Annotated in this window: 22 protein-coding genes, 1 pseudogene and 1 riboswitch; of the genes and pseudogenes, 9 read left to right on the top strand and 14 right to left on the bottom strand. The window is 43.3% G+C overall.

The genetic code is table 11. From position 1 onward, the window contains the following. Positions 1–8: 8 nt before the first annotated feature. Both bcp and V7K30_RS08105 read right to left on the bottom strand, forming a co-directional pair. The gene (gene bcp, locus V7K30_RS08100; RefSeq protein WP_334998711.1) at positions 9–488 is read right to left on the bottom strand and encodes a thioredoxin-dependent thiol peroxidase; all 480 of its coding nucleotides are present in this window, start codon (positions 486–488) and stop codon (positions 9–11) included. Positions 489–583: 95 nt separating this feature from the next. After that, a complete protein-coding gene (locus V7K30_RS08105; protein WP_334998592.1) occupies positions 584–2,338 on the bottom strand; it encodes a serine/threonine-protein kinase in 1,755 nt (584 codons plus the stop codon). 189 nt (positions 2,339–2,527) lie between these two features. On the opposite strand from V7K30_RS08105, the gene V7K30_RS08110 reads away from it, so the two are divergent. From V7K30_RS08110 to V7K30_RS08145, 8 genes are all read left to right on the top strand, one after another. Then, entirely contained in the window at positions 2,528–3,379 is an 852-nt protein-coding gene (locus V7K30_RS08110) for an FAD-binding domain-containing protein (protein WP_334998593.1), read from the top strand. 34 nt (positions 3,380–3,413) lie between these two features. Continuing rightward, positions 3,414–3,551 (top strand): hypothetical protein, encoded by a 138-nt coding sequence (locus V7K30_RS08115; RefSeq protein WP_334998594.1) that lies wholly within the window; start codon positions 3,414–3,416, stop codon positions 3,549–3,551. A 351-nt stretch (positions 3,552–3,902) separates the two neighbouring features. Further along, the gene (locus V7K30_RS08120; protein ID WP_334998595.1) at positions 3,903–4,319 is read left to right on the top strand and encodes a hypothetical protein; all 417 of its coding nucleotides are present in this window, start codon (positions 3,903–3,905) and stop codon (positions 4,317–4,319) included. A 40-nt stretch (positions 4,320–4,359) separates the two neighbouring features. After that, on the top strand, positions 4,360–4,509 hold the full coding sequence (locus tag V7K30_RS08125) for a hypothetical protein (RefSeq protein WP_334998596.1): 150 nt from the start codon (positions 4,360–4,362) through the stop codon (positions 4,507–4,509). Further along, positions 4,500–4,817: a type II toxin-antitoxin system RelE/ParE family toxin gene (locus V7K30_RS08130; RefSeq protein ID WP_334998597.1), complete on the top strand. Its 318-nt coding sequence runs from the start codon at positions 4,500–4,502 to the stop codon at positions 4,815–4,817. Before V7K30_RS08125 ends, V7K30_RS08130 begins: the two co-directional genes overlap by 10 nt. A 95-nt stretch (positions 4,818–4,912) precedes the next feature. Further along, positions 4,913–5,005: riboswitch (adenosylcobalamin-variant (AdoCbl-variant) riboswitch) on the top strand. A 1-nt stretch (position 5,006) separates the two neighbouring features. Continuing rightward, a complete protein-coding gene (gene cobG, locus V7K30_RS08135; protein WP_442941051.1) occupies positions 5,007–6,617 on the top strand; it encodes a precorrin-3B synthase in 1,611 nt (536 codons plus the stop codon). A 55-nt stretch (positions 6,618–6,672) separates the two neighbouring features. Then, the gene (locus tag V7K30_RS08140) at positions 6,673–7,299 is read left to right on the top strand and encodes a precorrin-8X methylmutase (RefSeq protein ID WP_334998599.1); all 627 of its coding nucleotides are present in this window, start codon (positions 6,673–6,675) and stop codon (positions 7,297–7,299) included. Between the two features lie 2 nt (positions 7,300–7,301). Then, positions 7,302–8,006, top strand: coding sequence for a precorrin-2 C(20)-methyltransferase (locus tag V7K30_RS08145; protein ID WP_334998600.1), 705 nt, complete (start codon positions 7,302–7,304; stop codon positions 8,004–8,006). An 86-nt stretch (positions 8,007–8,092) separates the two neighbouring features. Here V7K30_RS08145 and V7K30_RS08150 read toward each other — a convergent pair whose 3' ends face one another. The 7 genes from V7K30_RS08150 to V7K30_RS08180 all read right to left on the bottom strand — a co-directional run bounded on the left by V7K30_RS08150 (position 8,093) and on the right by V7K30_RS08180 (position 15,690). Continuing rightward, positions 8,093–8,779 (bottom strand): PHP domain-containing protein, encoded by a 687-nt coding sequence (locus tag V7K30_RS08150; RefSeq protein WP_334998601.1) that lies wholly within the window; start codon positions 8,777–8,779, stop codon positions 8,093–8,095. A gap of 483 nt (positions 8,780–9,262) precedes the next feature. Then, positions 9,263–10,399, bottom strand: a complete 1,137-nt coding sequence (locus tag V7K30_RS08155; RefSeq protein WP_334998602.1) for an AIR synthase related protein — start codon at positions 10,397–10,399, stop codon at positions 9,263–9,265. Positions 10,400–10,590: 191 nt separating this feature from the next. Then, positions 10,591–10,818, bottom strand: a complete 228-nt coding sequence (locus V7K30_RS08160) for a hypothetical protein (RefSeq protein ID WP_334998603.1) — start codon at positions 10,816–10,818, stop codon at positions 10,591–10,593. Positions 10,819–10,889: 71 nt separating this feature from the next. Then, positions 10,890–11,225 carry a hypothetical protein gene (locus V7K30_RS08165; protein ID WP_334830234.1) on the bottom strand — a complete coding sequence of 112 codons (336 nt, stop codon included), beginning with the start codon at positions 11,223–11,225 and terminating at the stop codon, positions 10,890–10,892. A 399-nt stretch (positions 11,226–11,624) separates the two neighbouring features. Continuing rightward, positions 11,625–12,227 (bottom strand): superoxide dismutase, encoded by a 603-nt coding sequence (locus V7K30_RS08170; RefSeq protein ID WP_334998604.1) that lies wholly within the window; start codon positions 12,225–12,227, stop codon positions 11,625–11,627. Positions 12,228–12,734: 507 nt separating this feature from the next. After that, positions 12,735–14,342 carry a bifunctional pantoate--beta-alanine ligase/(d)CMP kinase gene (locus tag V7K30_RS08175; protein ID WP_334998605.1) on the bottom strand — a complete coding sequence of 536 codons (1,608 nt, stop codon included), beginning with the start codon at positions 14,340–14,342 and terminating at the stop codon, positions 12,735–12,737. Positions 14,343–14,574: 232 nt separating this feature from the next. Beyond that, positions 14,575–15,690: a septal ring lytic transglycosylase RlpA family protein gene (locus tag V7K30_RS08180; RefSeq protein WP_334998606.1), complete on the bottom strand. Its 1,116-nt coding sequence runs from the start codon at positions 15,688–15,690 to the stop codon at positions 14,575–14,577. 898 nt (positions 15,691–16,588) lie between these two features. Here V7K30_RS08180 and glsA point away from each other — a divergent pair. Further along, entirely contained in the window at positions 16,589–17,554 is a 966-nt protein-coding gene (gene glsA, locus V7K30_RS08185) for a glutaminase A (protein ID WP_334998607.1), read from the top strand. A 364-nt stretch (positions 17,555–17,918) separates the two neighbouring features. On the opposite strand, the pseudogene V7K30_RS08190 reads toward glsA, so the two are convergent. The 5 genes and pseudogenes from V7K30_RS08190 to V7K30_RS08210 form a co-directional block, all read right to left on the bottom strand. Then, positions 17,919–18,218: pseudogene (locus V7K30_RS08190) on the bottom strand (Uma2 family endonuclease); the annotation flags it as partial. A gap of 98 nt (positions 18,219–18,316) precedes the next feature. Then, positions 18,317–19,132, bottom strand: coding sequence for a DUF1838 domain-containing protein (locus V7K30_RS08195; protein ID WP_334998608.1), 816 nt, complete (start codon positions 19,130–19,132; stop codon positions 18,317–18,319). A 396-nt stretch (positions 19,133–19,528) separates the two neighbouring features. Further along, a complete protein-coding gene (locus V7K30_RS08200; RefSeq protein WP_334998609.1) occupies positions 19,529–20,713 on the bottom strand; it encodes an AbrB family transcriptional regulator in 1,185 nt (394 codons plus the stop codon). Positions 20,714–20,866: 153 nt separating this feature from the next. Continuing rightward, positions 20,867–21,205: a hypothetical protein gene (locus V7K30_RS08205; RefSeq protein WP_334998610.1), complete on the bottom strand. Its 339-nt coding sequence runs from the start codon at positions 21,203–21,205 to the stop codon at positions 20,867–20,869. A gap of 180 nt (positions 21,206–21,385) precedes the next feature. Then, positions 21,386–22,744, bottom strand: a complete 1,359-nt coding sequence (locus V7K30_RS08210; RefSeq protein WP_334998611.1) for an aromatic ring-hydroxylating dioxygenase subunit alpha — start codon at positions 22,742–22,744, stop codon at positions 21,386–21,388. Positions 22,745–22,984 lie beyond the last annotated feature (240 nt).

Genomic DNA, 22,984 nt, shown 5'->3' on the forward strand with positions numbered 1-22,984 from the left:
CAGTTGCGTTACGTAGCTGCTAATTCCCGTAATTTAGTTAAAACTGCCTGAGCATGACCTTTGGTTTTTACATTAGACCAAGCATAGACAATCATTTTATTAGGTGAAATGAGAAAGGTTGAGCGAGCAACACCCATATATTCTTTACCCATAAATTTTTTTAACCGCCAAGCACCGTAAGCTTCTATCAGAAGATGTTCTGGGTCACTCAATAAAGTGATTGACAAGTTATGTTTGCTGATAAATTTACAATGGGACTTACCCGAATCTGGACTTACACCTAATATTTTCGCTCCCAGTGCGCTGAAGTCTTGATACAACTCGGTGAAATCTTTCGCTTCGGTGGTACAGCCGGGAGTGTCATCTTTGGGGTAGAAGTAGAGGACAATCCACTGACTGCTGAGGTCGTCGAGAGTGACTGAATTGCCATTTTGGTCAGGTGTGGAGAAATCTGGCGCTGGTTGTCCGACTTGGGGAATATTACTCATGATGGTGGTGTGAGAGATTGGGTAAGCGTAGCCTGTTGTAAACATCGTTTTAGAATTGTACATATATTGAGCTATTGAGCGATCGCACTTAACTACTAGTTGAGATTGAATACAAATGTATTAATACTTGTCTGAAAGATAGGTAAATTTTGCTCAAATTCATCTTCTCTAGTAGAAAATAATACTGTCCAAATAGTGTTATTATCTTTAATTACATAATAAACTTGTTTACTATTTACACCTAGTACTATCATTTTTACCACTTGATATCCTTTTGCCCAGTATGTTTTCATATTCAATAAAGAAAACTTTGTGTTAACTAGTTCTTTCGAGTATATTTCTAGATTAGTATTATACGATACTTCCTCTTTAGTTACAATTACATTAGTTAAGTACCTTGAGTATGAAGTATTAGAGTCGAAAGCAAAAATTGGAAAAGCTGAGGGATTTTGTTCTACTTGTTGAGCAGTTTGCTCAATTTGTAGATTGTGAGTGCCTGACTTCTTGATTGATTTATATAAATGCTCACTTAAATCTCCACCTTCCCAACTTGGAGGCAACCACAATTCTGCACCACCACCCTCAAACTTCTTCCAACCAGATGGAATGCCTGGGGGTATATTTTCCTCGGAGATAGAAGGTTGTTGACTAGTGGAATCAGTCTTTGCTTGCTCAGAATTATTTGCTTGTAGCTCAGTTGGTGTTGAAGTCATAACTGGCTGACTTGGATGAGAATCAAATAACTTATAAATTCCCCAACTACCGAATTTAATTAAAAAAAGTATAGCGAAAGCAATTGCTGTACCTGTGGATTTGGCAGTCTTACTAGAGAATATATTTGTTTCATTTTTTGGCGATTGAATTTGAGTAGTCGCTGACGTTTTAAGTTGTCTACTGTGTTTAGGCTTTTCTATTTCTGTAGGTGGTAATTGTGATGCTGAATAAGAAGGTGAATATGACTGTACAGTTGAATTAATTTCTGATAGACACCTCAAAATCATTTGGGCATTTTGAGGACGCTTGCCAGGAAATGCTTCCATCAGGTAATCAATTAAACCAGCTACCTGCTTAGATATTTGTAAGGCACTGTCTCGCCACATTAACTTACCAGTTCGTGGATCTTCAGAAAATTGATCTGGAGATTTGCCAGTAAGTAAATAAACAAATGTGCGACCAAGGGCGAAGAAGTCTGATTGTGGTACGGCTTTACCATTGGCTTGTTCTAGTGGTGTATAGCCTGGTGAAAAAATCCCTGTTATATTCTGCCCTGCTGCTTTTTGATGATAGGTTTGTGTAACTTCTCTTGCTGTACCAAAGTCTATCAAAGCCAGATTTCCATCTGCTTTGAGCATAATATTTGGTGGCTTGATATCTCTATGAAAAAAGTTCTGCTGATGCACTTCACGTAAAATATTTGCCAACTGGGTTAGCCATAAAAGTGCTAATTTTTCATCAATGGGGCGATTACCTCGTTGTTCCATGTATTGGTACAAATCCAACCCCTCGATTTTCTCCATTACCAAGCAATGCAGTGGCGCTTGGCTATTTTTGGGAGAGAAAGTAAAGTACCCATCTCCCTTTGGAATCCCTGGATGATTCAGATGGCTTAAGACTTGTGCCTCTTGCTGAAACAGCGATACTGCCTTGGCATCATCTAGCATCAGAACTTTTAAGACTTTCATGGTGTTGCTGTGGTTGACTTCAAATGTCTTGGCAAAACCACCAGCACCCAATTGGTGAGTTACTCGATACCGTCCTTCCAAGAGCAATTCTGAGCCACAGGCTTGACAAAACAGTATATTTTCGGAATTTTGGGGTCTTGAGCAGTGAGGATTAATGCAGAGGGTCATGGTGTTTTTTGCAACACAGTTTGCCCTGATAGTCTAGCCTTACGGAGATATTCACGTCACCAGTAAAAATTAGGACAATCAGCGATCGCCTGCGGCAACTCCTGCGATGTAAGCTTGTATTTATCCGCCATAATAATGACTTAACCTACAGATATTTTTGCTTATTTATTCTCACCCTTCAAAGTTCACATGACTAAAGATATGCAACGCGAATTTACCAACCGCGATGAGTTGGTAGCTTACCTCCGCGAACAATTCCCAGATGCGGCAGAACGCGATAACCACATCAGCGAAACTGTGGGGGGACGCCAAGCAGCACAGAAAGCGCTGCAAAAAATCGACCCAGTAGGCTACGCGCAAACACGTAACTTTTTCACAGGTGCAGTCACGCGACTTTCGCCTTACATCCGCTATGGCGTTTTGAGTTTGCGAGAAATTCGAGATTATGTCCTTGACCAGGTACAGCAGCAAGACAATGCTACGAAACTAATTAACGAGTTAGGCTGGCGCGACTACTGGCAGCGGTTGTATGTGAAGTTAGGGGATGAAATCTGGAAAGACCAGGAAGAGTACAAAACTGGTTATACTGTGGGCGAATATGCACCCGAATTGCCGCAAGATATTAGAGAAGGAACTACAGATAGAGTTTGCATTGACAGTTTCAGTCGTGACTTGAAAGAAACTGGCTATCTACATAACCATGCACGGATGTGGCTAGCAGCTTACATTGTCCATTGGCGGCATATCCGTTGGCAAGCAGGAGCCAAGTGGTTTCTCGAACACCTTTTAGATGGAGATCCTGCTAGCAATAATATGTCATGGCAGTGGGTTGCCAGCACCTTTAGTCATAAACCGTATTTTTTCAACCGTGAGAACTTAGAACGCTACACCAAAGGCGTTTATTGCCAGAAATGTCCCCTTTCCGGTCATTGTGATTTTGAAGGCAGCTATGAAGAATTAGAACAGCGACTTTTTCCCAAAGGAGAATTTAGCAAACAAGCCAATAGCCAAAGTTGGCAGCGTGGGAAGAAGCGGCGCTAAGTACAGTTTTGCATAATAATCGTAGCGTTTTTAAATGCAGAGAGACGCATTAGCATTGCAGAGGGACGCATTGGCGTTGCAGAAGGATACATTGGTATTGCATCGGGACGCATTGGCATTGCAGAGGGATACATTAGTATTGCCAGATTTACACCTATTTTCAGGTAAATAGACCACGCGGTAGGGGCACTGCAATGCTCATAGGTGTCAACTTAAGCCCAAACCCCTTTAAAACCTCGTTTCTAGCCTCTGGCTGGAAATGCAAATCAATTGCGGCTCTGCCGCTAGTCTTGAGGCGGAGCCTCGCACTAGGCATTCCCAGTCTCCGACTGGGAACGAGACAATCTCTAAAAGCTGGTTTTAGAATGGCTTTTACGTTAGTTAAGTTGACACCAATGAGCAATGCTATGCCCTTACGACAGATGTAGTTCAAATACTTGAATTCTGCTATAGTTTCCTACGAATTAATGAAATGCTGTACTAAGATTTTTTGCTTTTTAACAGGAAACAAAACCAAAATCTAATGAGTAAACCAATTGTTTGGGTGCATGGAGATTGCCTCAGTCCATACAACCCCGGACTGCAAAAATACCCCGATGCCCCAGCTATCTGGGTTTGGGACGAGGCTTTGATTGAGGAATGGCAACTGAGTCTCAAACGTCTCGCTTTCATCTACGAATGCTTGCTAGAGTTACCCGTTGTTATCCGTCGTGGCGATGTGGCACAAGAAATTTTAGCTTTTGCTCAAGAACATGATGCTAATTTAGTCGTCACAGCCAACAGTCCTAGTCCCCGGTTTGATGATATCTGCAATCAAATGGAGCGATCGCTAGTAGTGGAAGTGCTGGAGGTAGAGCCATTTTTTGACTATGACGGCTATATTGACCTGAAGCGGTTCTCGCGCTATTGGAAAGTGGCTCAAAATTATGTTTTTGAATAGCCCAATTGTAAAATTGTAATATCTGGCGATCGCTTTGTACGTGGAACAGTCAAGCTGGCAAATCCAGATGATTGAAGAGGCGGTGAAAATTGCTGATAGCCCACAAACTGAATGGATTGAAGGTTCGGACGTGTCAGCTTGGCTCGACACTTGGGGAATGGAGAATGAAAAGCCATCTCCATGCGTTTAGTTTTTCTTAATCTTGCTGTTTCCGACCTAGCAAGCATCCGTGACTACATTGCTGATGCTAACCCGTCAGCTGCTGGTGAGGTGGCCACACGTCTACAGCAAATTATCAAAAAGTTGCTGGTGATGCCAAACCTTGGTAAACCAGGAGGGGTGTTTGGTACTAGAGAATTAGTGACAACGCTAATTGGTAAGACGATCTATGTGGTAGTGTACAGAGTTCAGGATACGCGCCTGGAGATTCTGGGGATTCTGCCTGGAATGCGGGACATTGATCGTATTCTTGACGAATCGGGCATAGACGAGGAGTGAGATGGCATAGATAAACTACGGCTAACTATGTCAGCGTGGATAGGTTGATTCAAAATTTGAAGCATTAAATTTTCTGACTGTCTTCTCGTGCTAAATTACTAAAGCTTGGAGTTGGGAAACTCCGGTGAAATTCCGGGACTGTGCCGCAGCTGTGATGGGATCACCCAAGTCAGAATGCCAACTCTCAAGATGTCCTCAAGACACACTCACCGTCTACTCCCTGCGTCGCACGGGGAAGGAGTTCCAAGTTTGCTTTCTGGATTTGCCACTTGTCCTGGCTTATTTTACGCTACACCCGCCGCCGATGGTATATTATCTCGGATTAGAATACCAGGTGGGATTATTAGTAGTCAGCAGTGCCGTGCGATCGCAGATATAGCAGAACAGCACGGTGGCGGCTATGTGGATGTGACTAATCGAGCTAACCTCCAAGTCCGTGAAATCAGCACGGGGATAAATGCTGAGGTTTTGAAGTATCTACAGGATATGGGATTGGGTTCTCACAATCCTGTTGTAGACCACATCCGTAATATTATGACCAGTCCAACTGCTGGTATCGACCCCCAAGAATTAATCGACACTCGCCCATTTGTCCAAGGTTGGGATCATTATATTGCTGCACATCCGGCGCTTTCGGGACTGTCGGCAAAATTTAGCGTTTGCTTTGATGGTGGTGGGATAATTCGGGTGGGCGATCGCTTGAATGATATCCTATTTGCTGCTGTCTTAGTTGACGGTAATGTTTATTTCCGCCTCTATCTCAGTGTCGGTGAGAAGGGTCAACCACCTAGCGAAACAGGAATTTTGTTACCACCAAAGGAATGTTTGCCCGTCTTGGCAGCTTTGGCCGATGTCTATCTAGCTCATACTAATACTACAAGTAAACGTAAGCTACGTCTCTTAGAGTTATTAAATACTTTGGGTTGTGAAAATTATCTTCAGGAAGTTGAGCAGCGTCTACCTTTTTCTCTTTTGGGCAGTGAAACCAGAAAAGACCTAACCCCCCAACCCCCAACCCTACTAGGGAAGGAGCAGGAATTCTCTACTCTTTTGCTAGGAGAGGGAAAATATCAGCATATTGGTGTTCATCCCCAACGTCAGCAAGGCTTATTTTACATTGGTGTTGTGTTACCTCTTGGGCGATTGCAGAGTCGGCAGATAGGAGGTTTGGCAGATTTAGCAGCAAAATACGGAAGCGGCACTCTTAGGTTAACCCCCTGGCAAAATTTGCTCCTAACAGATATTCCTCAGCAATCGGTTGCTGATGTCCAGAAAGAAATTGCTTTTTTAGGATTAGATTCCTCAGCAACCAACATCAAGGGTGCATTAATTGCCTGTTCTGGTAAAAAGGGTTGTGTCGCTTCTGCTACGGATACAAAGGATCATGCGTTGGCATTAGCAGAGTATCTTGAAACTCGCGTTACTCTGGATAGCCCTGTTAATATCCACTTTAGCGGCTGCGAAAAATCCTGCGCCCAGCATAGCAAAAGTGATATTACTCTGCTTGGTGTCAGCATTGAGGCTGACAATGGAACTGTGGAAGGCTATCACGTTTATGTTGGTGACAGCAAGCAGAAATTCGGACGTGAAATATATCAATATGTGACTTTTGCCGAACTACCTGTATTAATAGAGCGGATGCTATATGTATATAAAATTCAACGCCTAAATTCTGATGAGTCCTTTGGGAAATTTGCTAATCGATATGCGATCGCCCAATTACAGCAGTTATTTAATATTATTCCTAAATCATTCGTAAACAATAAGATTCCCAACTTTTTAGATAAGTCGGCAATCTGAGCCTTTCTATTTTCATTGGTCAATCCAAAATCCAAAATTTAAAATCCAAAATTGAATGCCCGACTACATCCGAGATGCCAACGAAATTTATCGTAATTCTTTTGCAATCATCCGGTCAGAAGCGAACCTAGATATTCTGCCATCAGATGTAGCAAAAGTTGCTGTACGTCTCATCCATGCCTGTGGGATGACGGATATTGTTACTGACTTGGGATATTCACCAACAGCAGTGCAATCCGCAAGGGCAGCACTAGCAACAGGAGCGCCAATTCTGTGTGATTGCCGGATGGTTGCCGATGGCGTTACTAGGCGGCGGCTGTCTGCAAATAATCAAGTTATCTGTACGCTAAATGAGCCGGAAGTCCCAGAAATTGCCCAGCGTCTGGGTACTACAAGGTCGGCGGCAGCTTTAGAATTATGGCGATCGCACCTCCAAGGAGCAGTGATCGCAATTGGTAATGCGCCCACGGCACTATTCCGGCTGTTAGAAATGCTCGATGAGGTAGCTCACAAACCTGCTATTATCTTAGGCTTTCCAGTGGGGTTTGTCGGTGCAGCAGAATCGAAAGCAGCACTAGCGGCAGACAGCAGGAATGTACCATTTTTGACCTTACACGGTCGGCGCGGTGGAAGTGCGATCGCGGCAGCAGCAGTTAACGCCCTGGCAACGGAGGAAGAATGAATATGAAAACCAAAGGTCGTCTTTATGGAATTGGTGTCGGGCCAGGCGATCCAGAACTATTGACTCTGAAGGCGCTGCGGCTATTACGTGCGGCTCCCGTGGTGGCTTATCAATCAGCTACAGACAAACAAAGTATCGCTAGAGCGATCGTGGCGCAGTATCTTCCTGGCAATCAAATTGAGGTGCTATTTCACCTCCCCCGCGCTTTGGAGCCAGAAAAGGCCAAGTCTATTTATGACAAGGAAATTGAACCAATCGCTGACCATTTAGCAGCAGGTCGAGATGTCGTGGTGTTGTGCGAGGGTGATCCATTTTTCTATGGTTCGTTTATGTATCTATTTACGCGGTTATGTGACCAGTACGAAACAGAAGTTGTCCCCGGAGTTTCCTCGCTGATGGCTTGTCCGGTAGCCTTGGGTGTACCTTTCACCTACTACACCGATATTCTTACCGTCCTACCCGCCCCATTGCCAGCAGAAGAACTAACTACACATCTGCTGATGACCGATGCAGCGGCAATTATGAAGCTAGGTCGTCACTTTACTAAAGTACGAGATATCCTGCATAAATTAGGGCTAGCATCACGGGCAAAATATATTGAGCGGGCATCAACGTCACAGCAACGCATCATCCCCTTGGATGAAGTTGATCCTGCCCAAGTACCCTATTTCTCAATGATTGTGATTCCCACCAAGAATCGACTATAGTCCTTTGTTGAATTAATCGAAAATCCCAAATAGAATAACCTCCTGGCAGATTGAACCAGGAGAGTTGAAAAAAAATGGGTTCATCTTTACAAGCGTTGTAGCAGGCTCAAGCCGTGGGTATCAGTACCACAGGTATTGAAAAGAAAGTATTCATTAGCTAACTTTTGCACTTGTTCTGATTCCACGATGCTGGGTTTCCAGGGGTTAGGGTTATTGTAGGCATAAAAAGTTTCCACGCCATCGATACCCTTTTGGGCCGCAGCTGGAATTAAGTCGAAATGCGATCGCTTGTAACGAGCTGGATGAGCCAAAACTGCCAATCCCCCAGCTTGATGAATAGCGGCAATCACGTTACTTGCCTGATATTCTTGGCCTGTAGTCGCCCTTCTTTGCAGATAGGGTTTCATACTAGGGTGTTCTGTTCCAAAAGCGTAAGCCAAAATGTGAACTTCTATATCCAAAAGGTTGGCATTGATTTCCACGCCACTCCACAGGTGAGGAGTGGTTGCATCAGGATTACTCCACTTCCAGTCTTCTAACCAAGCAAGTGATGCTTGATAGCCGATAATGCCATGATGATCGGTGATGGCTAACCCTTTTAGCCCAATAGCGATCGCCTGCTCCATCAATCCACTCGGCTGCAACCTCCCATCCGAGTAGATGGTGTGCATATGAAAGTTGAATAACCTTGGACAACTTTGTGCATCAATGTTATGAAATACTTGCTTCAAAAGTTCTGCCGAAGCAGTAGCCCGGGCCAAATTTACAACCATAACCCCCTCTGAACAAAAATATAAATTCTTAACACACTAAAACGCCACATCTAGAGATGAGAAAGATCCAGCACTAAAAATTAGTGTTGCCTGCTACTTTCTCAGCTTTCTCAGCAAATTTTTCAATATGTTAAGACTACGTTAGCAAATCTTAATCTAAGTAGTCACGAGTATTTTGGACTACTTTATTATTAAGTAGTTATAAATATGACACCAACTTTTCATAAATACGCATCTAGCATCTGTGTGAAATGACTTAGATACTAAAGGCTTAGTAGAGCAATTATCTCTAATAAGCCAGAAATGCAACTCGATGTTGTGTGTAAAAACTATTATTAATCTCAATAATTGCACTGATTTTATCTAACCAGTAATGAGTTCAGCGTCGACGTAGCCCGCCGCAGGCATCGCATAAGTGAGTCTACAATAGCTCTAAGAAAACTAGCGATGTCTACGACGGGCTATGCCTACGCTTGCGGCTGATTATACCCCTCGCGCAATTCCAAAAGAATCTCCCTTCAAGGTGACTCTAAGCGGTTCTACCACTACCTCGCGGCTAAGGGACGCTTCAACCCTTCCGGCAATCACAGCCGTTAGCTCCTGTTCTCTTGCAAGCATGACAATTTTCTCTGCATCCTGCTCCGACTCTGTATAGAATGCAAATCCTGCACCGTAGTTGAACACCGAAAGCATCGTCTCGGCTCCGCCTTCAAGATGACCCTCAACAAACGTAAATATCTCCGGTACTGGCAGCATTGTTTCGATGACATACCGGAGTGGCTTCACTGATCGCATCAGCTTTTGCCAGCCATGACCAGTAATATTTTCCATCGCCGTGGGACGAATTCCTTCGCCAAGCACCGCCTGTACAAGGGGCGTGTAAAGATACGACGCAGCATTTATCGCTTCCCAGAACTCCTGCCCACTTGGAAGTTTTGTTCTGTAGCCATCAGGGAGCGACTCAGCAAGCTTTCGCAGTGGGGTAAAGCCGTTCTCATGGGGCCCCGAACTTTCGATAAGAACAATCCTATTTCCGGCATCCAGACGCGAGCTATCAATGGGAGCAACACCAGCCGGCATAACCCCAAAAACCGAGCCGGCGATGTCGAGCCTACCTGGAATCATCTTAGTTTTTAGTTGAGGAGTTTCCCCTGAGAGGTACACACACCCCACTCGTTTGCACCCTTCAACTACTCCATCTAGAAACCCATCAAGGAAAGCGGGGGTAAAGATTGTTTCAGGAGTACTCGACGGCAGATAAAGACCGAGAAGTATAGTCTGCATACCAGATGTTGCAGCGTCGTTCGTCAGACATGAGATAATCTTGATCCCAATGTTCCACCAGAATCGTCGAAGTTCTTCTTCGGAAAGGTCGTCAGGGCGGGTATCATCTGCGGTGCCCAATCCTTCGGGGACAAGTGTCATAGAAAGTTCTCTAGCCCCCGCCTCAATAAATGGAGCAAGGTTGAAGCTGAAAGCGTTAGCGCTTGCTCCTAGACCAGGCGCGGGCACGGTGCCATAAGCGCTTGCAAAGCCAAGTGTGCGTTTTGCAGCATCGATGAAGCGTCGTTTTGCGGCATCGAGAGTATCGTAATCGACTTGATCGAGAGCTTGAGCCATCAGGTTGCGTTTTAAGTTAGGAGACGCGATTAATCGCGTCTGTACAGGAGTGAGGAGTAGAGACGCGATTAATCGCGTCTGTACAGGAGTGAGGAGTAGAGACGCGATTAATCGCGTCTGTACAGGAGTGAGAAGTAGAGACGCGATTAATCGCGTCTGTTAAAAGTTAGGAAAACTCATAACTACTCACTTTAAAATACCTCATCTTCAATACCGCGCCACCATTCACCCAAATTCATTAAGTCTTGGTAAATATCTTCTAATTCTTTAGTGTAGACATCGTTTGTAAGGGTGGCTCGACGCTCTTGCAATTTTTTGAGGCGCAGTTGTACCAATAGCCAAGGTTTAGTGATACTACTCGTTGCTTCGATGTATTGCGCTAGTTCTTTACTACTGCCCGTTAGCTCATTTTTTGACATTTGCTCAAATTTAATAAAATGTATACTCGTTTTTTCTCTCTGTGCCTCTGCGTTTCCTCTCAGAAAAATTATTAGTTGAGTGCAGATGCGATCGCAGCCCCAAGTTTACGTAATGTTCTCTCTCGTGCAAAGTCAGCTGCTGCCCGTGCCGACTCTGCCAGAATTGTGTCAGTGTTTGGCGTTAACTTCAAAGCCCCACCTAAATAACCCAGTGCCTTAACATAACAATCAGATAAATTGGTCGAGGCTAACCGCTTTACAGTTTGATAATCGCCATTTACAAAGGCAGATAAAGCCTTGGCGTGTAAATCATTTCCGGGTTCGGGAACATCCAAAACATTGAGGATTGCCTCAATAGCTTTATTTACCTTTTCTAGTGTCAGTTCTTGTTGTACAGCTTGCACCATTGTTTTTACTCCTAAGTCCAGGTTTCAAAATTTTTAGCTCTAACCTGGGGCAAATAGAGTATGTCCCAGGTTAAAGCTAAATGCTATTTTACGATTCGTGACCCAAAACCAACAGCATTATCCCGGTCATCATGAATCGCAATTCTCAGAAAAGCTAGATTTTGCTCCCTCATCTCCCCCATCCCCTCAACAGTCAACCAAAAACAGCCACGAGACTAGTTCGTGACTGCTAACAAGATTGGTCAATTAACTGATTGTTAGGACTTACGTAAAAGAGATCCCCCAACCCCCTTAAAAAGGGGGCTTTTCAGATCCCCCCCTTTTTAAGGGGGTTAGGGGGGAATGCGCGAAGCGCACGCTACGCGAACGAAGTTTCAGGTTTTCAGTGCGTAAGTCCTATTAAGCTTTAGCCAAGTTTTCAGCAGCAAAGTCCCAGTTGGCCAACTTGTCTAGGAAATTCTTGATGAACGCTGGACGGGCGTTTTTATGGTCGATGTAGTAGGCGTGTTCCCAAACATCCAAGGTTAGGAGTGCCTTCTTACCATGAGCTAGTGGGTTTTCTGCATTTGGTGTTTTGATCACCTTCAGCGTACCACCATCATCAATCAACCAAGACCATCCGCTGCCGAATTGAGTTGCGGCGGCGTTAGAGAACTCTTCCTTGAATTTGTCGAAGCTACCAAAATCTTTATCAATTTTGGCTGCGAGATCACCGGTGGGTGCGCCGCCACCTTTTGGTTTCAAGGAATTCCAGAAGAAGGTGTGGTTCCAAACTTGGGCAGCATTGTTGAAAATTCCCACCTTAGAGGAGTCTTGGAAGGAAATTTTGATCACCTCTTCCAGAGACTTATCAGCAAGTTCTGTACCTTCGGTGAGCTTATTGAGGTTGTCTACATAAGCTTTGTGATGTTTGCCATAGTGATACTCGAAAGTCTCAGCTTTCATGCCATATGGCTCTAGAGCATTCTTGTCAAAGGGTAGTGGTTCTTGTACAAATACCATTGTGTGAAATCCTCTCTTTATCGGTTTCCAGTCTTAAACTATTGCAGAAGCTTGGGAAATTAACAGCTTTTCTTTGATTGGGGGTTTTATGTCTTTAATGATGAAACATAAAACTTAACTTCGTCATTTTACTACCAAAATGAAGATCAAGTGAAGATGAAAACAAAGTACTGCTCTGATAAGTCAAATCGCTAGTAATTAATGAATCTAAATAAAAATGACTAATATCTCATAGCGAAAGGCCAATAAGTAACTAGCATTTAGGAATTAGAGTTTTCATACTTCTATCTTTAGTAGGATTAATTGCGATGTGAAAAATCAGCCGAAAGCGAGATGATTTAATACTTAAATAATCTAACATTTCTAGTACAAGGCTTGATTTTCAATGAATATAGTCAATATTAAAATTATCTATTTTGTTTTTAAATGCAGTTTTGAGGATGGTAAGTGAATAATGACTCACCCACCACCCTTGGAAACGAAAAAACTAACAGCAAATAGCGGTGATTACCACTGAGATAAGCGTTGCTGATAATAGTTAACGATTTGTGCCGTGACTTCAGACACGTCCAAACCATCGGTTTGAACTTCGATCGCATCTGCTGCTTTTTGTAAAGGCGAAACTTTGCGTGTACTATCTTTCCAGTCACGTTCGGCAATGTCGCGTTCCAGCTGCTCTAAACTCACTTCGGGTTGACCTTGTTTGTTAAAGTCTTCCTGGCGGCGACGGGCGCGTTCACTCACAGAAGCGGTTAAGAAGATTTTAACTTCGGCATCGGGGAACACATGAGTGCCGATATCCCGTCCTTCAGCTACTAAACCACCTCTTTTGCCCCAGTTTTGCTGTTGTTTAACCAGTGCTTGACGGACAGCGCTTTGTGCCGCGATCGCCGATACAAGAGATGTTACCTCAATCCTGCGAATTACCTGGGTAATATCAGTACCGTTAATCCAAACCCGCACGGATGATTGTAAATCGGGGTTAGGAGTAAGTTCAATTTTACACTGGTTAGTTAATTCCGCGATCGCACACTCATCGTCAATAGCAATCCCTTTTTGCACTACTAACCAAGTGACAGCACGGTACATTGCTCCTGTATCTAAATACACTAAACCCAGGTTTGCTGCCACTTGCCGCGCCACTGTAGATTTTCCAGCACCAGCTGGGCCATCAATGGCAATAATGGGTTGACGATCGCGCAATATCGTATTGTCAATCAAACGTGTAGCACCAAGACGAGCTGCGATCGCCAACATTCCTTCCTCCTCAACTTTTTCTAAAGACATCAACGTAGTCGGTTCAACCAATTCAATATATTCCACTAAAACCGTGCTGACCATTGCCACTTCTTGCTGTACTATTGCTATCAACTTGTTGCTATTGCGATCGCCTGCAATGAATGCAGCTTCAGCTCGTCGCAAGCCACGATATAACACCGCTGCCTGCTCTTTTGCCGTTGCAGTCAAATATTGATTACGAGAACTGAAGGCAAGACCCGAAGCTTCCCGGACTATTGGACAACCAACAATCTCCACTGGCAAATTTAAGTCAGCTACTAAGCGTTTAATAATTGCCAGTTGCTGACCATCCTTTTGACCAAAGTAGGCACGGTCAGGCTGTACCAAGTTGAAAAGTTTGGTCACAATCGTAGCGACACCCTGAAAGTGACCTAGCCGAGAACGACCACACAAGCCAGTTATCATAGCAGATGGGGGGATAACTTGTGTAACCTTTGATTCTTGTATACTCTTCTGAGGAACTGCCATTTCTTCCGGAGTCGGCGCAAAAATTGCATCTACCCCAGCTTGTTCGCAAAGTTGTTGGTCTTGCTCTAAAGTGCGGGGGTAGCGTTGATAATCCTCATTGGGAGCGAATTGCAGGGGATTGACGAAAATACTCACAATCACCATAGAATTTTCTTGCCGCGCCCGTCGAATCATGCTTAAATGACCTTGATGCAAATTCCCCATCGTTGGCACCAGACCGACTGCCGTCTGATACCAGCCAGTCATCTCATCTACTCTCAGATCCTCAGTAACTGCAATCAGCTTGTTTTCTGAGCAGCGTTTAGTTAAATAGCAGCGTAAAGCTGCGACTGTTGTCAGCAGGCGCACAAAAATACCCCTAGTTCTTATCGATCCCTCCCCCGTTAGTTTATATCTGAAATAGAGGGAAGAGATGATTAAACTAGGGGAATTGTTATGGGGATTGGGGAGTGGGGAGCGGGGATTGAGCATTGAGCATTGGGCATTGGGCATTGGGCATTGGGTATGGTTATACTCCCTACTCCCCACTCCCTACTCCCTACTCCCTACTCCCTACTCCCTACTCCCTACTCCCTAATAATTATTTCCCCAAGACTTCAATATGCACTGGTGCTACACCGCTGCCCATCATTCCCAAAATCCGAGCCGCGCCAGCAGACAGGTCTATGACTCGACCCCGAACGTATGGACCTCGGTCATTAATCCGCACTACTACAGAACGACCATTGCGGGTGTTAGTTACACGGACTTGCGTACCAAAGGGTAAGCTACGATGGGCGGCAGTCATTCCTTCTGGATTGAACCTCTGACCACTAGCAGTACAATTACCAGAACCATCATAGCCGTAATAGGAAGCCATGCCTCTGAAAGAGATTCGCACTCCGCCGATGGAAAGCTCTTGTGGCAACTTTGGCAACTTTGGCATTGATAGTGGTATATGCACTGGTAAATTCGCAATTTCTTTTAAGGGAGATGCATTGCCTAATAGCCTCCGCAGGCGATTAGTTGCTTGCAATGCATCTTGCGCCAGATTGTTGGTGGTACCTGCTAATCGCGTACCTTCGTTGATTTCGACCAATTCTTCGCCATTAATTTTGATTGCATAGCGATCGCCATTTTGCTGGAGGGGGGCGCTTTTGTTTTGCGCTTGATTAGCAACTGTAGATTCGCGCCCTGCTTTCCAACTGACGGTAATCTTACTCCCGTCCACATTTTCCCGATTCAACTGGTTGATCTTAGCTGCTATTACACCAGCTATCTGAACCGGGTCATTGTCAACAGAGCTAATCTGATTACTCACAGCCGTTACGTTCCCGGTACTCACCGTCTTTAGTGAATTGCTAGCAATAAGGGCGTACGATTGTACGCCCCCAGTATCTCCAATTGCACCAATTTTTTTAGTTTCAAGATTCGTATTCGATACAGAACTCAAAAAGGTGAGAACAGGTATATTTCGGATAAAAAGGGTTGCCGCCTTACGTCCTCCAATGTTGTGAGGATGAATTTCTGTAATCACAGCATCCAAGGTTTGTTTCCCTGCTCTGGATTGATACTCGCCCACCTTCACCACATCAGGGGCAGGTGATTTTTGGGAAGCTAGCGCATTTCCCTTGGTGGTTTGAGTGCAACCGATAGAGGGTATGCCCAAAACAGCCATAGACAGGGCAACAATAATCCACAAATGTCTTTGATTCATGCGTCCGTTTTTAAAGCGACTGTAGAACTTAAGTTTTATAACTCGCGGGATTTTTCACTAATGAGAGTGATTTCCCTCCTGAAAAACTCGAATTCGTTCCGTTTTCACTTTGTTATTTATAACTGCAACAGACTAGCATGAACCTTTTAACTTGGGGATCAGGGTTTTAGCGTAATTATCGGCAACTTTTTCAAATTCCAATTCCAATTTCAAGGGTCAAACCTTTCCCAAATGAGGACTTTGGCTATGTAACGCTTTTTTCGGCAAGTCAAAAATTTCTTAAAAAAACTTTACGCTTATTGCACGCCAAAGTGACGATACCCTATTCACTTAGGTTCTAAAGGTTCGCAACTACTCGTGTATTCTAGATAACATCTCTTTTGGCTATTTCCTCTAAGAAGATAATATAAATTTAATTAAATGGCATCGGCATAAATACTTAAAATAACTTATTTAATTAAATATTTAGATTTACCTATGAATAAGTCGTCATAGGAGTTACATCTGAGATAATTATGCAAATCAGTTTGAGTTTAATATCTTTTTTCAAGGTTTTTTGTACCTAGATTAATCATGACTTTTATTCTCTATGACTAGACTACAGGTAGTAATAAATGTAACCTATGATTACCGTGTTACTGAGTATAAAAAAAAGGGTAATACTCAACTGAATATTTTTTCTAATTAATGATGAAAAAATTAGCAAATCTTTGCGATCGCTTGGAGATAAAATTTAAATGTATTAAAAAATACAATAGCTATCTTTTACCCTAAGTAATTACTCAAGAATGATTTTTTAGAGCAAGCTGTCTGTTCAAAAATCTTTGCAACTGTAGGGATGTAAAGATGTAGATTCCTACTATATGTAGTAGGAATTTTGGGAAATGCGATCAGCCTGATGACAAACCAAGCAAATCAAGGAGATTTAGAAATAGAATCATCGCCATTATTAGCTGTTCTCAACGAGTTGCATTCCCAGTACAAGTCACTGCGGGAGGGTGCAGTAGCGAAATACATTCCTGAACTGGCAAAGGTAAACCCGGACTTGTTCAGCATTTGTATTGTGACAGTAGATGGTGAGGTTTACAAAGTTGGGGACTACGACCAACTTTTTACCATTCAGTCAATTTCCAAAGTGTTTGCTTATGGACTTGCCTTAGAAGATCATGGGCTGGATTATGTTTTGACTAGAGTTGGCGTGGAACCGACAGGGGATGCATTCAACGCGATTATTTTGGATGAGCAATCGAAGCGACCTTATAATCCAATGGTAAATGCTGGAGCGATCGCTACCACCAGCTTAATCAGAGGTTCCGGCCCAACCGAACGCCTCAACCGAATGCTAGATATGTTCCAGCGATATATTGGCCGCGACGTGTTCGTTGACATTTCAGTTTTTACCTCAGAACGGAGTACAGGGCATCGCAACCGCGCAATGGCGCATCTGATGCTCAACTTTGGTATGATTGACCGGAATATTGAAGAGTCGCTGGATCTTTATTTTCAACAGTGTGCTGTGATGGTGAATTGCCAAGACTTAGCGGTGATGGCGGCTACCCTTGCTAACAGAGGTATTAACCCGATTAGCAAAGAACGGGCGATAGATAAGCATTACATCAAAGATATTCTGAGTGTGATGTATACCTGTGGGATGTACAACTTTGCAGGTGAGTGGGCTTATAAAATTGGGATTCCGGCGAAAAGCGGAATTTGTGGTGGGATTATCGCCGTTGTACCCAATAAGATGGGCATTGGCGTGTTTTCACCGTTGTTGGATGTGCGTGGTAATAGTGTACGGGGGGTGAAGGTGTGTGAAGAACTTTCCCAACGGTTAGGTTTACATCTATTTGATTGTTCAGGTTAAGAGGCGAGATTTGATTGAAGGAGACATTTAGATTTTCGATTGAACAATCTAAAATTTATTACTTAAGCAAAAATTCCTTTAAAACCTCGTTTCTAGCCTCTGGCTGGAAATGCACTTCAATTGCGGCTCTGCCGCTAGTGTTGAGGCGGAGCCTCTAGAATGGCATTCCCAGTCGGAGACTGGGAACGAGACAACGAGACAATCTAAAAGCTGGTTCTAGGTAGGTTTTTACCTTAAGTTGACACCAATGAACATTGTTGTGCCCCTACCTGTATACCTCATTTACCTGAAAAACGCTGTATATCTTAGTGCAGATTAATAATGAATTATGGCAGGATGTGGGTTATAAATGATGCAATATAAATTAGTTAGCCACATTAAAAATCTGCTGTGCAGTTAAATTTAATTGGGGAAAGGTAGGTGATGAAATTGTGGTGTTATCTTGAAATGGTGTCATTTGATATTCCCCATCAACTAATTCGCATACAAAAATAGTGGGTTGTTTAGGATTGCCGATGAACTTTCTTGCACCCAATGCAGCATAATCAGCAATCCAATATTCGGGAATGCCCATTTCTTCTCTACGAGACGCTACGCGAGCATAATCCCTAAGTTTATTGTAGCAACCATCTCGCCAGTTGATTGAAACAACTTCAATAACTATTCGATAAATTGATTGAATGTGAGTAATTTGGGCAACGTTTGGGTCATAATCTTAACTCCATATAGGGCAGAGAATAACTAATGACAAATGACTCCTTCTCATAATTCTTCTGCTTGGGGAAGTGGGAAGATTTCACCAGCCAAGTAAGCTTGAAAATGCTTTTGGAAGTACAACCAGGAAGTCATATCTTCCCCATCTATTAATGCTTTTGGGGCTTGTTTATATAAAGGAATACGGTTATTAATTTCGTCTTGCAGCAGTGGCGGCAGTTCTGTTAAACCATTGACTTTGCTGCCAACAGCACTGTAGATCAGTTGACCGGGGCGATCGCCCATTTTCATCCAGGGAAGCCATTGACCAATCCGCTCCCAACTCAGTTTGAGTTCAGAAACTGAGGAAAGGGCTGTGTTGAATAAATCTGCGGTTGGCACTGTTAATTTAAATAATTCTGCTGCCTGATAAATTGGATTTGGGCTGTATTCGGCAAATTTTGGATCGTCTGCTAGGGGATTGGGGTAATAGGGAAATATATCAAAAACGAAGGTTGTGCTGTCACCATCTACTTGTGCGGGAAAATTTCCCTCAAACTTACCCTGCACTGGATTATTGGCAACGTGAATCACCGGAACTGTCTCCCCTGTCCAAGGATTCTCCCATTTGGGCAAAACCTCATCTGTTTTTGGGTTGAGGTAGTAAGTTAGTTCCCTAGAAGTAAAATCCCAGCTACCTTCTCCTGTAGGAATACATCGGCTAACACTCAATCCCAGCATCTTAAACAGGAGTTGTCTTTTTTCACCGGGGATAAAGGCGTAAATTTTACCTTTCCAAATCAGGAAAGTGGATTCGCTAGGGTCGAGGGAAGAACGAGTTTTAATCCAGTGCTGCGCTTCAAGTTCTTGGATTTGAGCAACCATCTAAAGCATCCTTAGTATTTGAAAGGGAGTTAGGAGTTTTATCTCAGCTTATCTAAAAGTCCTTAAAACCTCACTCTATCCTGATCGACATCCCTCTCCTTAGTAAGGCTACGGTGTACACACAAGTCGAAAAAAGCTCGATTTCTCATTTCTCCTTGTTCTCTCGTTCCCATGCAGAGCTAGAAATGGTTGATTAGAGGCTGCTGCCTCCAGTCAGATATTGAGTCAGAGACTCAATGAATGCATTCCTCATGCAGAGCATGGGAACGAGTCAAGCCTAATCAAGCTAGGTTTTTAGGACTTGTGTGTACACCGTAGCCTTAGTAAGGAGAGGGACAGGTTTGGCGGAAGCAAAACCAGGGTGAGGTATCTCAGGGGCGATTCGATAAACCATAATTAAACTGGTTCTGAAAGTTTCTCATCCAGACGGCGAAACAAAAACACCCAAAGTGGTAGGGAACTGTTAATCGCAATTAGTCGCACTAAATGACCAGTTGTGACAATTTCAACATTATGATTCAATGCCAGGGAAACCAGGATCATTTCTGCTGATCCTCCTGGCGCTGTGACTAACAGACAGGTTAACCAGTCCCAAGAGGTTAATTGCATCGCAAGTATAGCAGCGATCGCTCCGGCTATGAGAGTCATCCCTACAGACATCAAGGCATAGCCGACAGTCCGCGTCCTAAAGTTGGGTTTGTCTCCCCAATACTCACCAATAGTAATTCCCAGGAGCATTTGACCCAATAAGTTAATTAAAGGCGGCGGACTAAAGCTAATATCACCCACAAAAGGCAACCAATGTAACAAAGGATTAAAGCCGATACCAATCAATAATGCACCAAAGAAATCGCCAGCAGGAATTTTAAATAATATAGCTGGATAAACTACTAATCCAGTGATTAGGAGTACTACCAAAAGTAATTCTAGTTGAGATGGATCGGGATTGAGCCAAGCAGCGTTGATTGGGAGTGTTTGGGGATAGTAATTATCTGTTGATGTCTTAGCGATGAAGGGAATTAGAACAACAACTGAGGTGACGCGAATCGCTTGAACTAGGGCAACCAAGCTAACATTTTTATTGTAATCGGCGGCGATCGCTGCCATAATTCCGACACCACCCGGAACTGTAGCCAGCATTGCTGTTAATAGGTTGGTTTTGCTGAGGCGGGAGTAAATGTAACCAATACAACTTCCACTCAGTAGCAGAAACAAGGTCAGAAAAATAAATATGGGAATACTAGAAGCAACACTAGCTAGATTACCGTGGGCATTGGAAGCGCCGACAGTTAAGCCTACAAGTGCCATTCCCACTTTTCTAGCAGTGCGGTTAGGTTGGGGGGAATATTGATAAAAAATTCGACACCCTTGAAGAACTACTGTACCAGCGGCAATGCCGCCAAATATCCAGGCAATCCTGCCAATTTGGAACTTGGTGAGGAGTAAACCCAGAGGTAATGCCAGAAGCATTTCCAAGACAAGGACAATTAGTTGCTTCGTAAATAGCTGTTGTTTGGTAACAACAGGATTTTCATGATTGTGTTCTTCCAGGCTGGGAGCAACACTTAGGCTGTGATTCATCGATACAAGTTTTTTTATTAATTTAACTATGGACTCAAGCTAATGCGATCGCATAAGTCAACTTACACAAGAATCGCTATAGAGACAGGATAGGGACACAATGATTATTATGCCCCTACAAATAATTTATATTCCTTTCAATGATTCAGCCGTTTAATCTTCGTCAAGGGCTGGGAAAGCTTCCTCAAGCTCCCACAACCTATCTTTGTTTTGAACGAACCAAATACGAGTTTCGGGAGTTAATTTACTCCAAATGACTTCAACAGGGATGTGAGGAGATGCATATTGGTACTGCTGACCAAGTGATCTGAGATTGTCTGCCACATCATGGGGAATTCCGAATTGTTCCCAGTCAACTGTGATATTTCTTCCCGAAACTCCGGCTGTGGGGTCAAAAATCAATTGTGCTGATCTGACTAAATCAGCAAAGTGTTTCGGTTTGAGTTTGGTGATCTCCTGAAGTTGGAGTGATTCGTTATACTCTTGAGACATTATCGCCGCAGTGGTAAAGATTAGTGGTGTATTGAACTTACTGCCAGAGATTTTTATCCCAATATTTTTACTTTAGCGCAGAGCCGCTAACTCGATCATGACTAAAATTATAGATTAAAGATTAAGTGTTGGAAAGAATTTTGATTCCAGCCCCCAATCCCCAATCCCTAATCCCTAATTTTAGTGACGAGTGTAGGAACGCTCAAAGTGAGTTTTGAGTGTCTCAGCCATAACGGACATTACAACTGCTACTATAGAAACCGATATTGCTGCTATTCGGATTCTCGAATCATCTGCAAGGATTGCTACAGCAGCTAGAGCGATCGCTACCCCTATACAACTTTGTTTGACCGTATTTGTCACTTGATAAGCTCGATTGCATGAACTACAAATAAGTGTGTGTCGTGAGAATCTATCTAACAAAATTGGTTTTGAATTCAACTCGCCATTCTCAACATTTTTCAATGTGGAATAACCGTGATAAAAAGGCAAAGATGACCCGAATTTATCTAGCCACTTGCGGTACTCAATCACTAATGTGTCAGATGTTTTCAGCGGCAAATATAGTTCTTTGAGACTTGTTCCCAAACGCTCAATTTCTGACTGCTGTCCGGCAATCAGGGGCAAATCTTGCTCCAATATTTTGTTAGTATTTAAGTGATCGAGCCAGCGTGGCCTCAGCTTGACTCCCCAAGTCATGAAATTACGATAACCTCTAGCTAAAAGACGGCATCGCCCTTTACCTAAAGGAATTGAATACAAAGCTAGTCCAAATGTCCAGCCTTTATCTTCAATATAAGCAGTGTTCAGTACAAGACTTGGAGCCACAAAATCAATATACTTCCAGGCTTCATTTGATTTGTTAGTTCCCCGCCACCTGCCTCGAATCCCTTGAGCCGAACTCTCTAGTACTTCCATTTCTAGCGGCTGGGCATTTTTCCGATTACTACCACCCCTAGTACCATGATGGCTAATAGCAACATGAGCAGGATCTATGACGTTCTCTACTAGGTATGCTTGGTCATAAGGCAGATCCAATATAAAGTCTGAACGCACGAATCCTGGCTTATCTAAATCTGGCAGAATTGGGATAATTTCATCAACAGCAGTTTCTTTTTCGCCAGCCCACACCCAAATCATGCCTTGGCGTTCTACAACTTTAAAGGATGGCACGCAAGCATTGACTGGAATTTTAGCATCTGCTGGTAATTGGGGAACGTGCAGACATTGACCATCACTGCCAAACTGCCAACCGTGATATAAGCACTCAATTTTACCGTCAATAATTTGTCCATCAGAAAGTCTAGCTGCACGGTGAGGACAACGATCTGTTAAACAGATAAACTGTCCATTTTGGTCTTTGAATAAAACCAAAGGTTCATCGTACAAGGAAAAGCTATGAGGGCGATTGGCAGGTAAGTCTTGGACAAAGGTGACAGGATACCAGCATTGCCTCCAGTTAAATTCTTGCTTCTCCTCAAGTGTTTCAAAGGTAGAAGTTGGTGGTGTCGCCTGTAGTGTCTCTGTTTCTAATGACATACTTTTTTCCAGGTTTCTATAATTTTATCCCTTTAGATCAGCAAATCCTTAGTCCCAAAGATAGAGTATTTCTAGAGTGGAGCTTGTAAAACGAGATACATCATATTTGCGAATGCCGCGTTGTAACAAAATAGGATGTACACGCTAATCTCCTGCATATAAAAATTTTTCCCTAGCAACTTTCTCAGTAAAACTGATGTAAATATCTCATAAAAATGTCAACCCTGGTAATTATCAGCC

This window comes from Nostoc sp., assembly GCF_036917655.1.
Classification (GTDB): domain Bacteria; phylum Cyanobacteriota; class Cyanobacteriia; order Cyanobacteriales; family Nostocaceae; genus Nostoc.

Excerpts from the sequence above, each read along its gene's own strand:
- bcp (WP_334998711.1), bottom strand. The coding sequence starts at position 488 with ATGAGTAATATTCCCCAAGTCGGACAACCAGCGCCAGATTTCTCCACA.
- V7K30_RS08105 (WP_334998592.1), bottom strand. The coding sequence starts at position 2,338 with ATGACCCTCTGCATTAATCCTCACTGCTCAAGACCCCAAAATTCCGAA.
- V7K30_RS08110 (WP_334998593.1), top strand. The coding sequence starts at position 2,528 with ATGACTAAAGATATGCAACGCGAATTTACCAACCGCGATGAGTTGGTA.
- V7K30_RS08115 (WP_334998594.1), top strand. The coding sequence starts at position 3,414 with ATGCAGAGAGACGCATTAGCATTGCAGAGGGACGCATTGGCGTTGCAG.
- V7K30_RS08120 (WP_334998595.1), top strand. The coding sequence starts at position 3,903 with ATGAGTAAACCAATTGTTTGGGTGCATGGAGATTGCCTCAGTCCATAC.
- V7K30_RS08130 (WP_334998597.1), top strand. The coding sequence starts at position 4,500 with ATGCGTTTAGTTTTTCTTAATCTTGCTGTTTCCGACCTAGCAAGCATC.
- cobG (WP_442941051.1), top strand. The coding sequence starts at position 5,007 with ATGTCCTCAAGACACACTCACCGTCTACTCCCTGCGTCGCACGGGGAA.
- V7K30_RS08140 (WP_334998599.1), top strand. The coding sequence starts at position 6,673 with ATGCCCGACTACATCCGAGATGCCAACGAAATTTATCGTAATTCTTTT.
- V7K30_RS08145 (WP_334998600.1), top strand. The coding sequence starts at position 7,302 with ATGAAAACCAAAGGTCGTCTTTATGGAATTGGTGTCGGGCCAGGCGAT.
- V7K30_RS08150 (WP_334998601.1), bottom strand. The coding sequence starts at position 8,779 with ATGGTTGTAAATTTGGCCCGGGCTACTGCTTCGGCAGAACTTTTGAAG.
- V7K30_RS08155 (WP_334998602.1), bottom strand. The coding sequence starts at position 10,399 with ATGGCTCAAGCTCTCGATCAAGTCGATTACGATACTCTCGATGCCGCA.
- V7K30_RS08160 (WP_334998603.1), bottom strand. The coding sequence starts at position 10,818 with ATGTCAAAAAATGAGCTAACGGGCAGTAGTAAAGAACTAGCGCAATAC.
- V7K30_RS08165 (WP_334830234.1), bottom strand. The coding sequence starts at position 11,225 with ATGGTGCAAGCTGTACAACAAGAACTGACACTAGAAAAGGTAAATAAA.
- V7K30_RS08170 (WP_334998604.1), bottom strand. The coding sequence starts at position 12,227 with ATGGTATTTGTACAAGAACCACTACCCTTTGACAAGAATGCTCTAGAG.
- V7K30_RS08180 (WP_334998606.1), bottom strand. The coding sequence starts at position 15,690 with ATGAATCAAAGACATTTGTGGATTATTGTTGCCCTGTCTATGGCTGTT.
- glsA (WP_334998607.1), top strand. The coding sequence starts at position 16,589 with ATGACAAACCAAGCAAATCAAGGAGATTTAGAAATAGAATCATCGCCA.
- V7K30_RS08195 (WP_334998608.1), bottom strand. The coding sequence starts at position 19,132 with ATGGTTGCTCAAATCCAAGAACTTGAAGCGCAGCACTGGATTAAAACT.
- V7K30_RS08200 (WP_334998609.1), bottom strand. The coding sequence starts at position 20,713 with ATGAATCACAGCCTAAGTGTTGCTCCCAGCCTGGAAGAACACAATCAT.
- V7K30_RS08205 (WP_334998610.1), bottom strand. The coding sequence starts at position 21,205 with ATGTCTCAAGAGTATAACGAATCACTCCAACTTCAGGAGATCACCAAA.
- V7K30_RS08210 (WP_334998611.1), bottom strand. The coding sequence starts at position 22,744 with ATGTCATTAGAAACAGAGACACTACAGGCGACACCACCAACTTCTACC.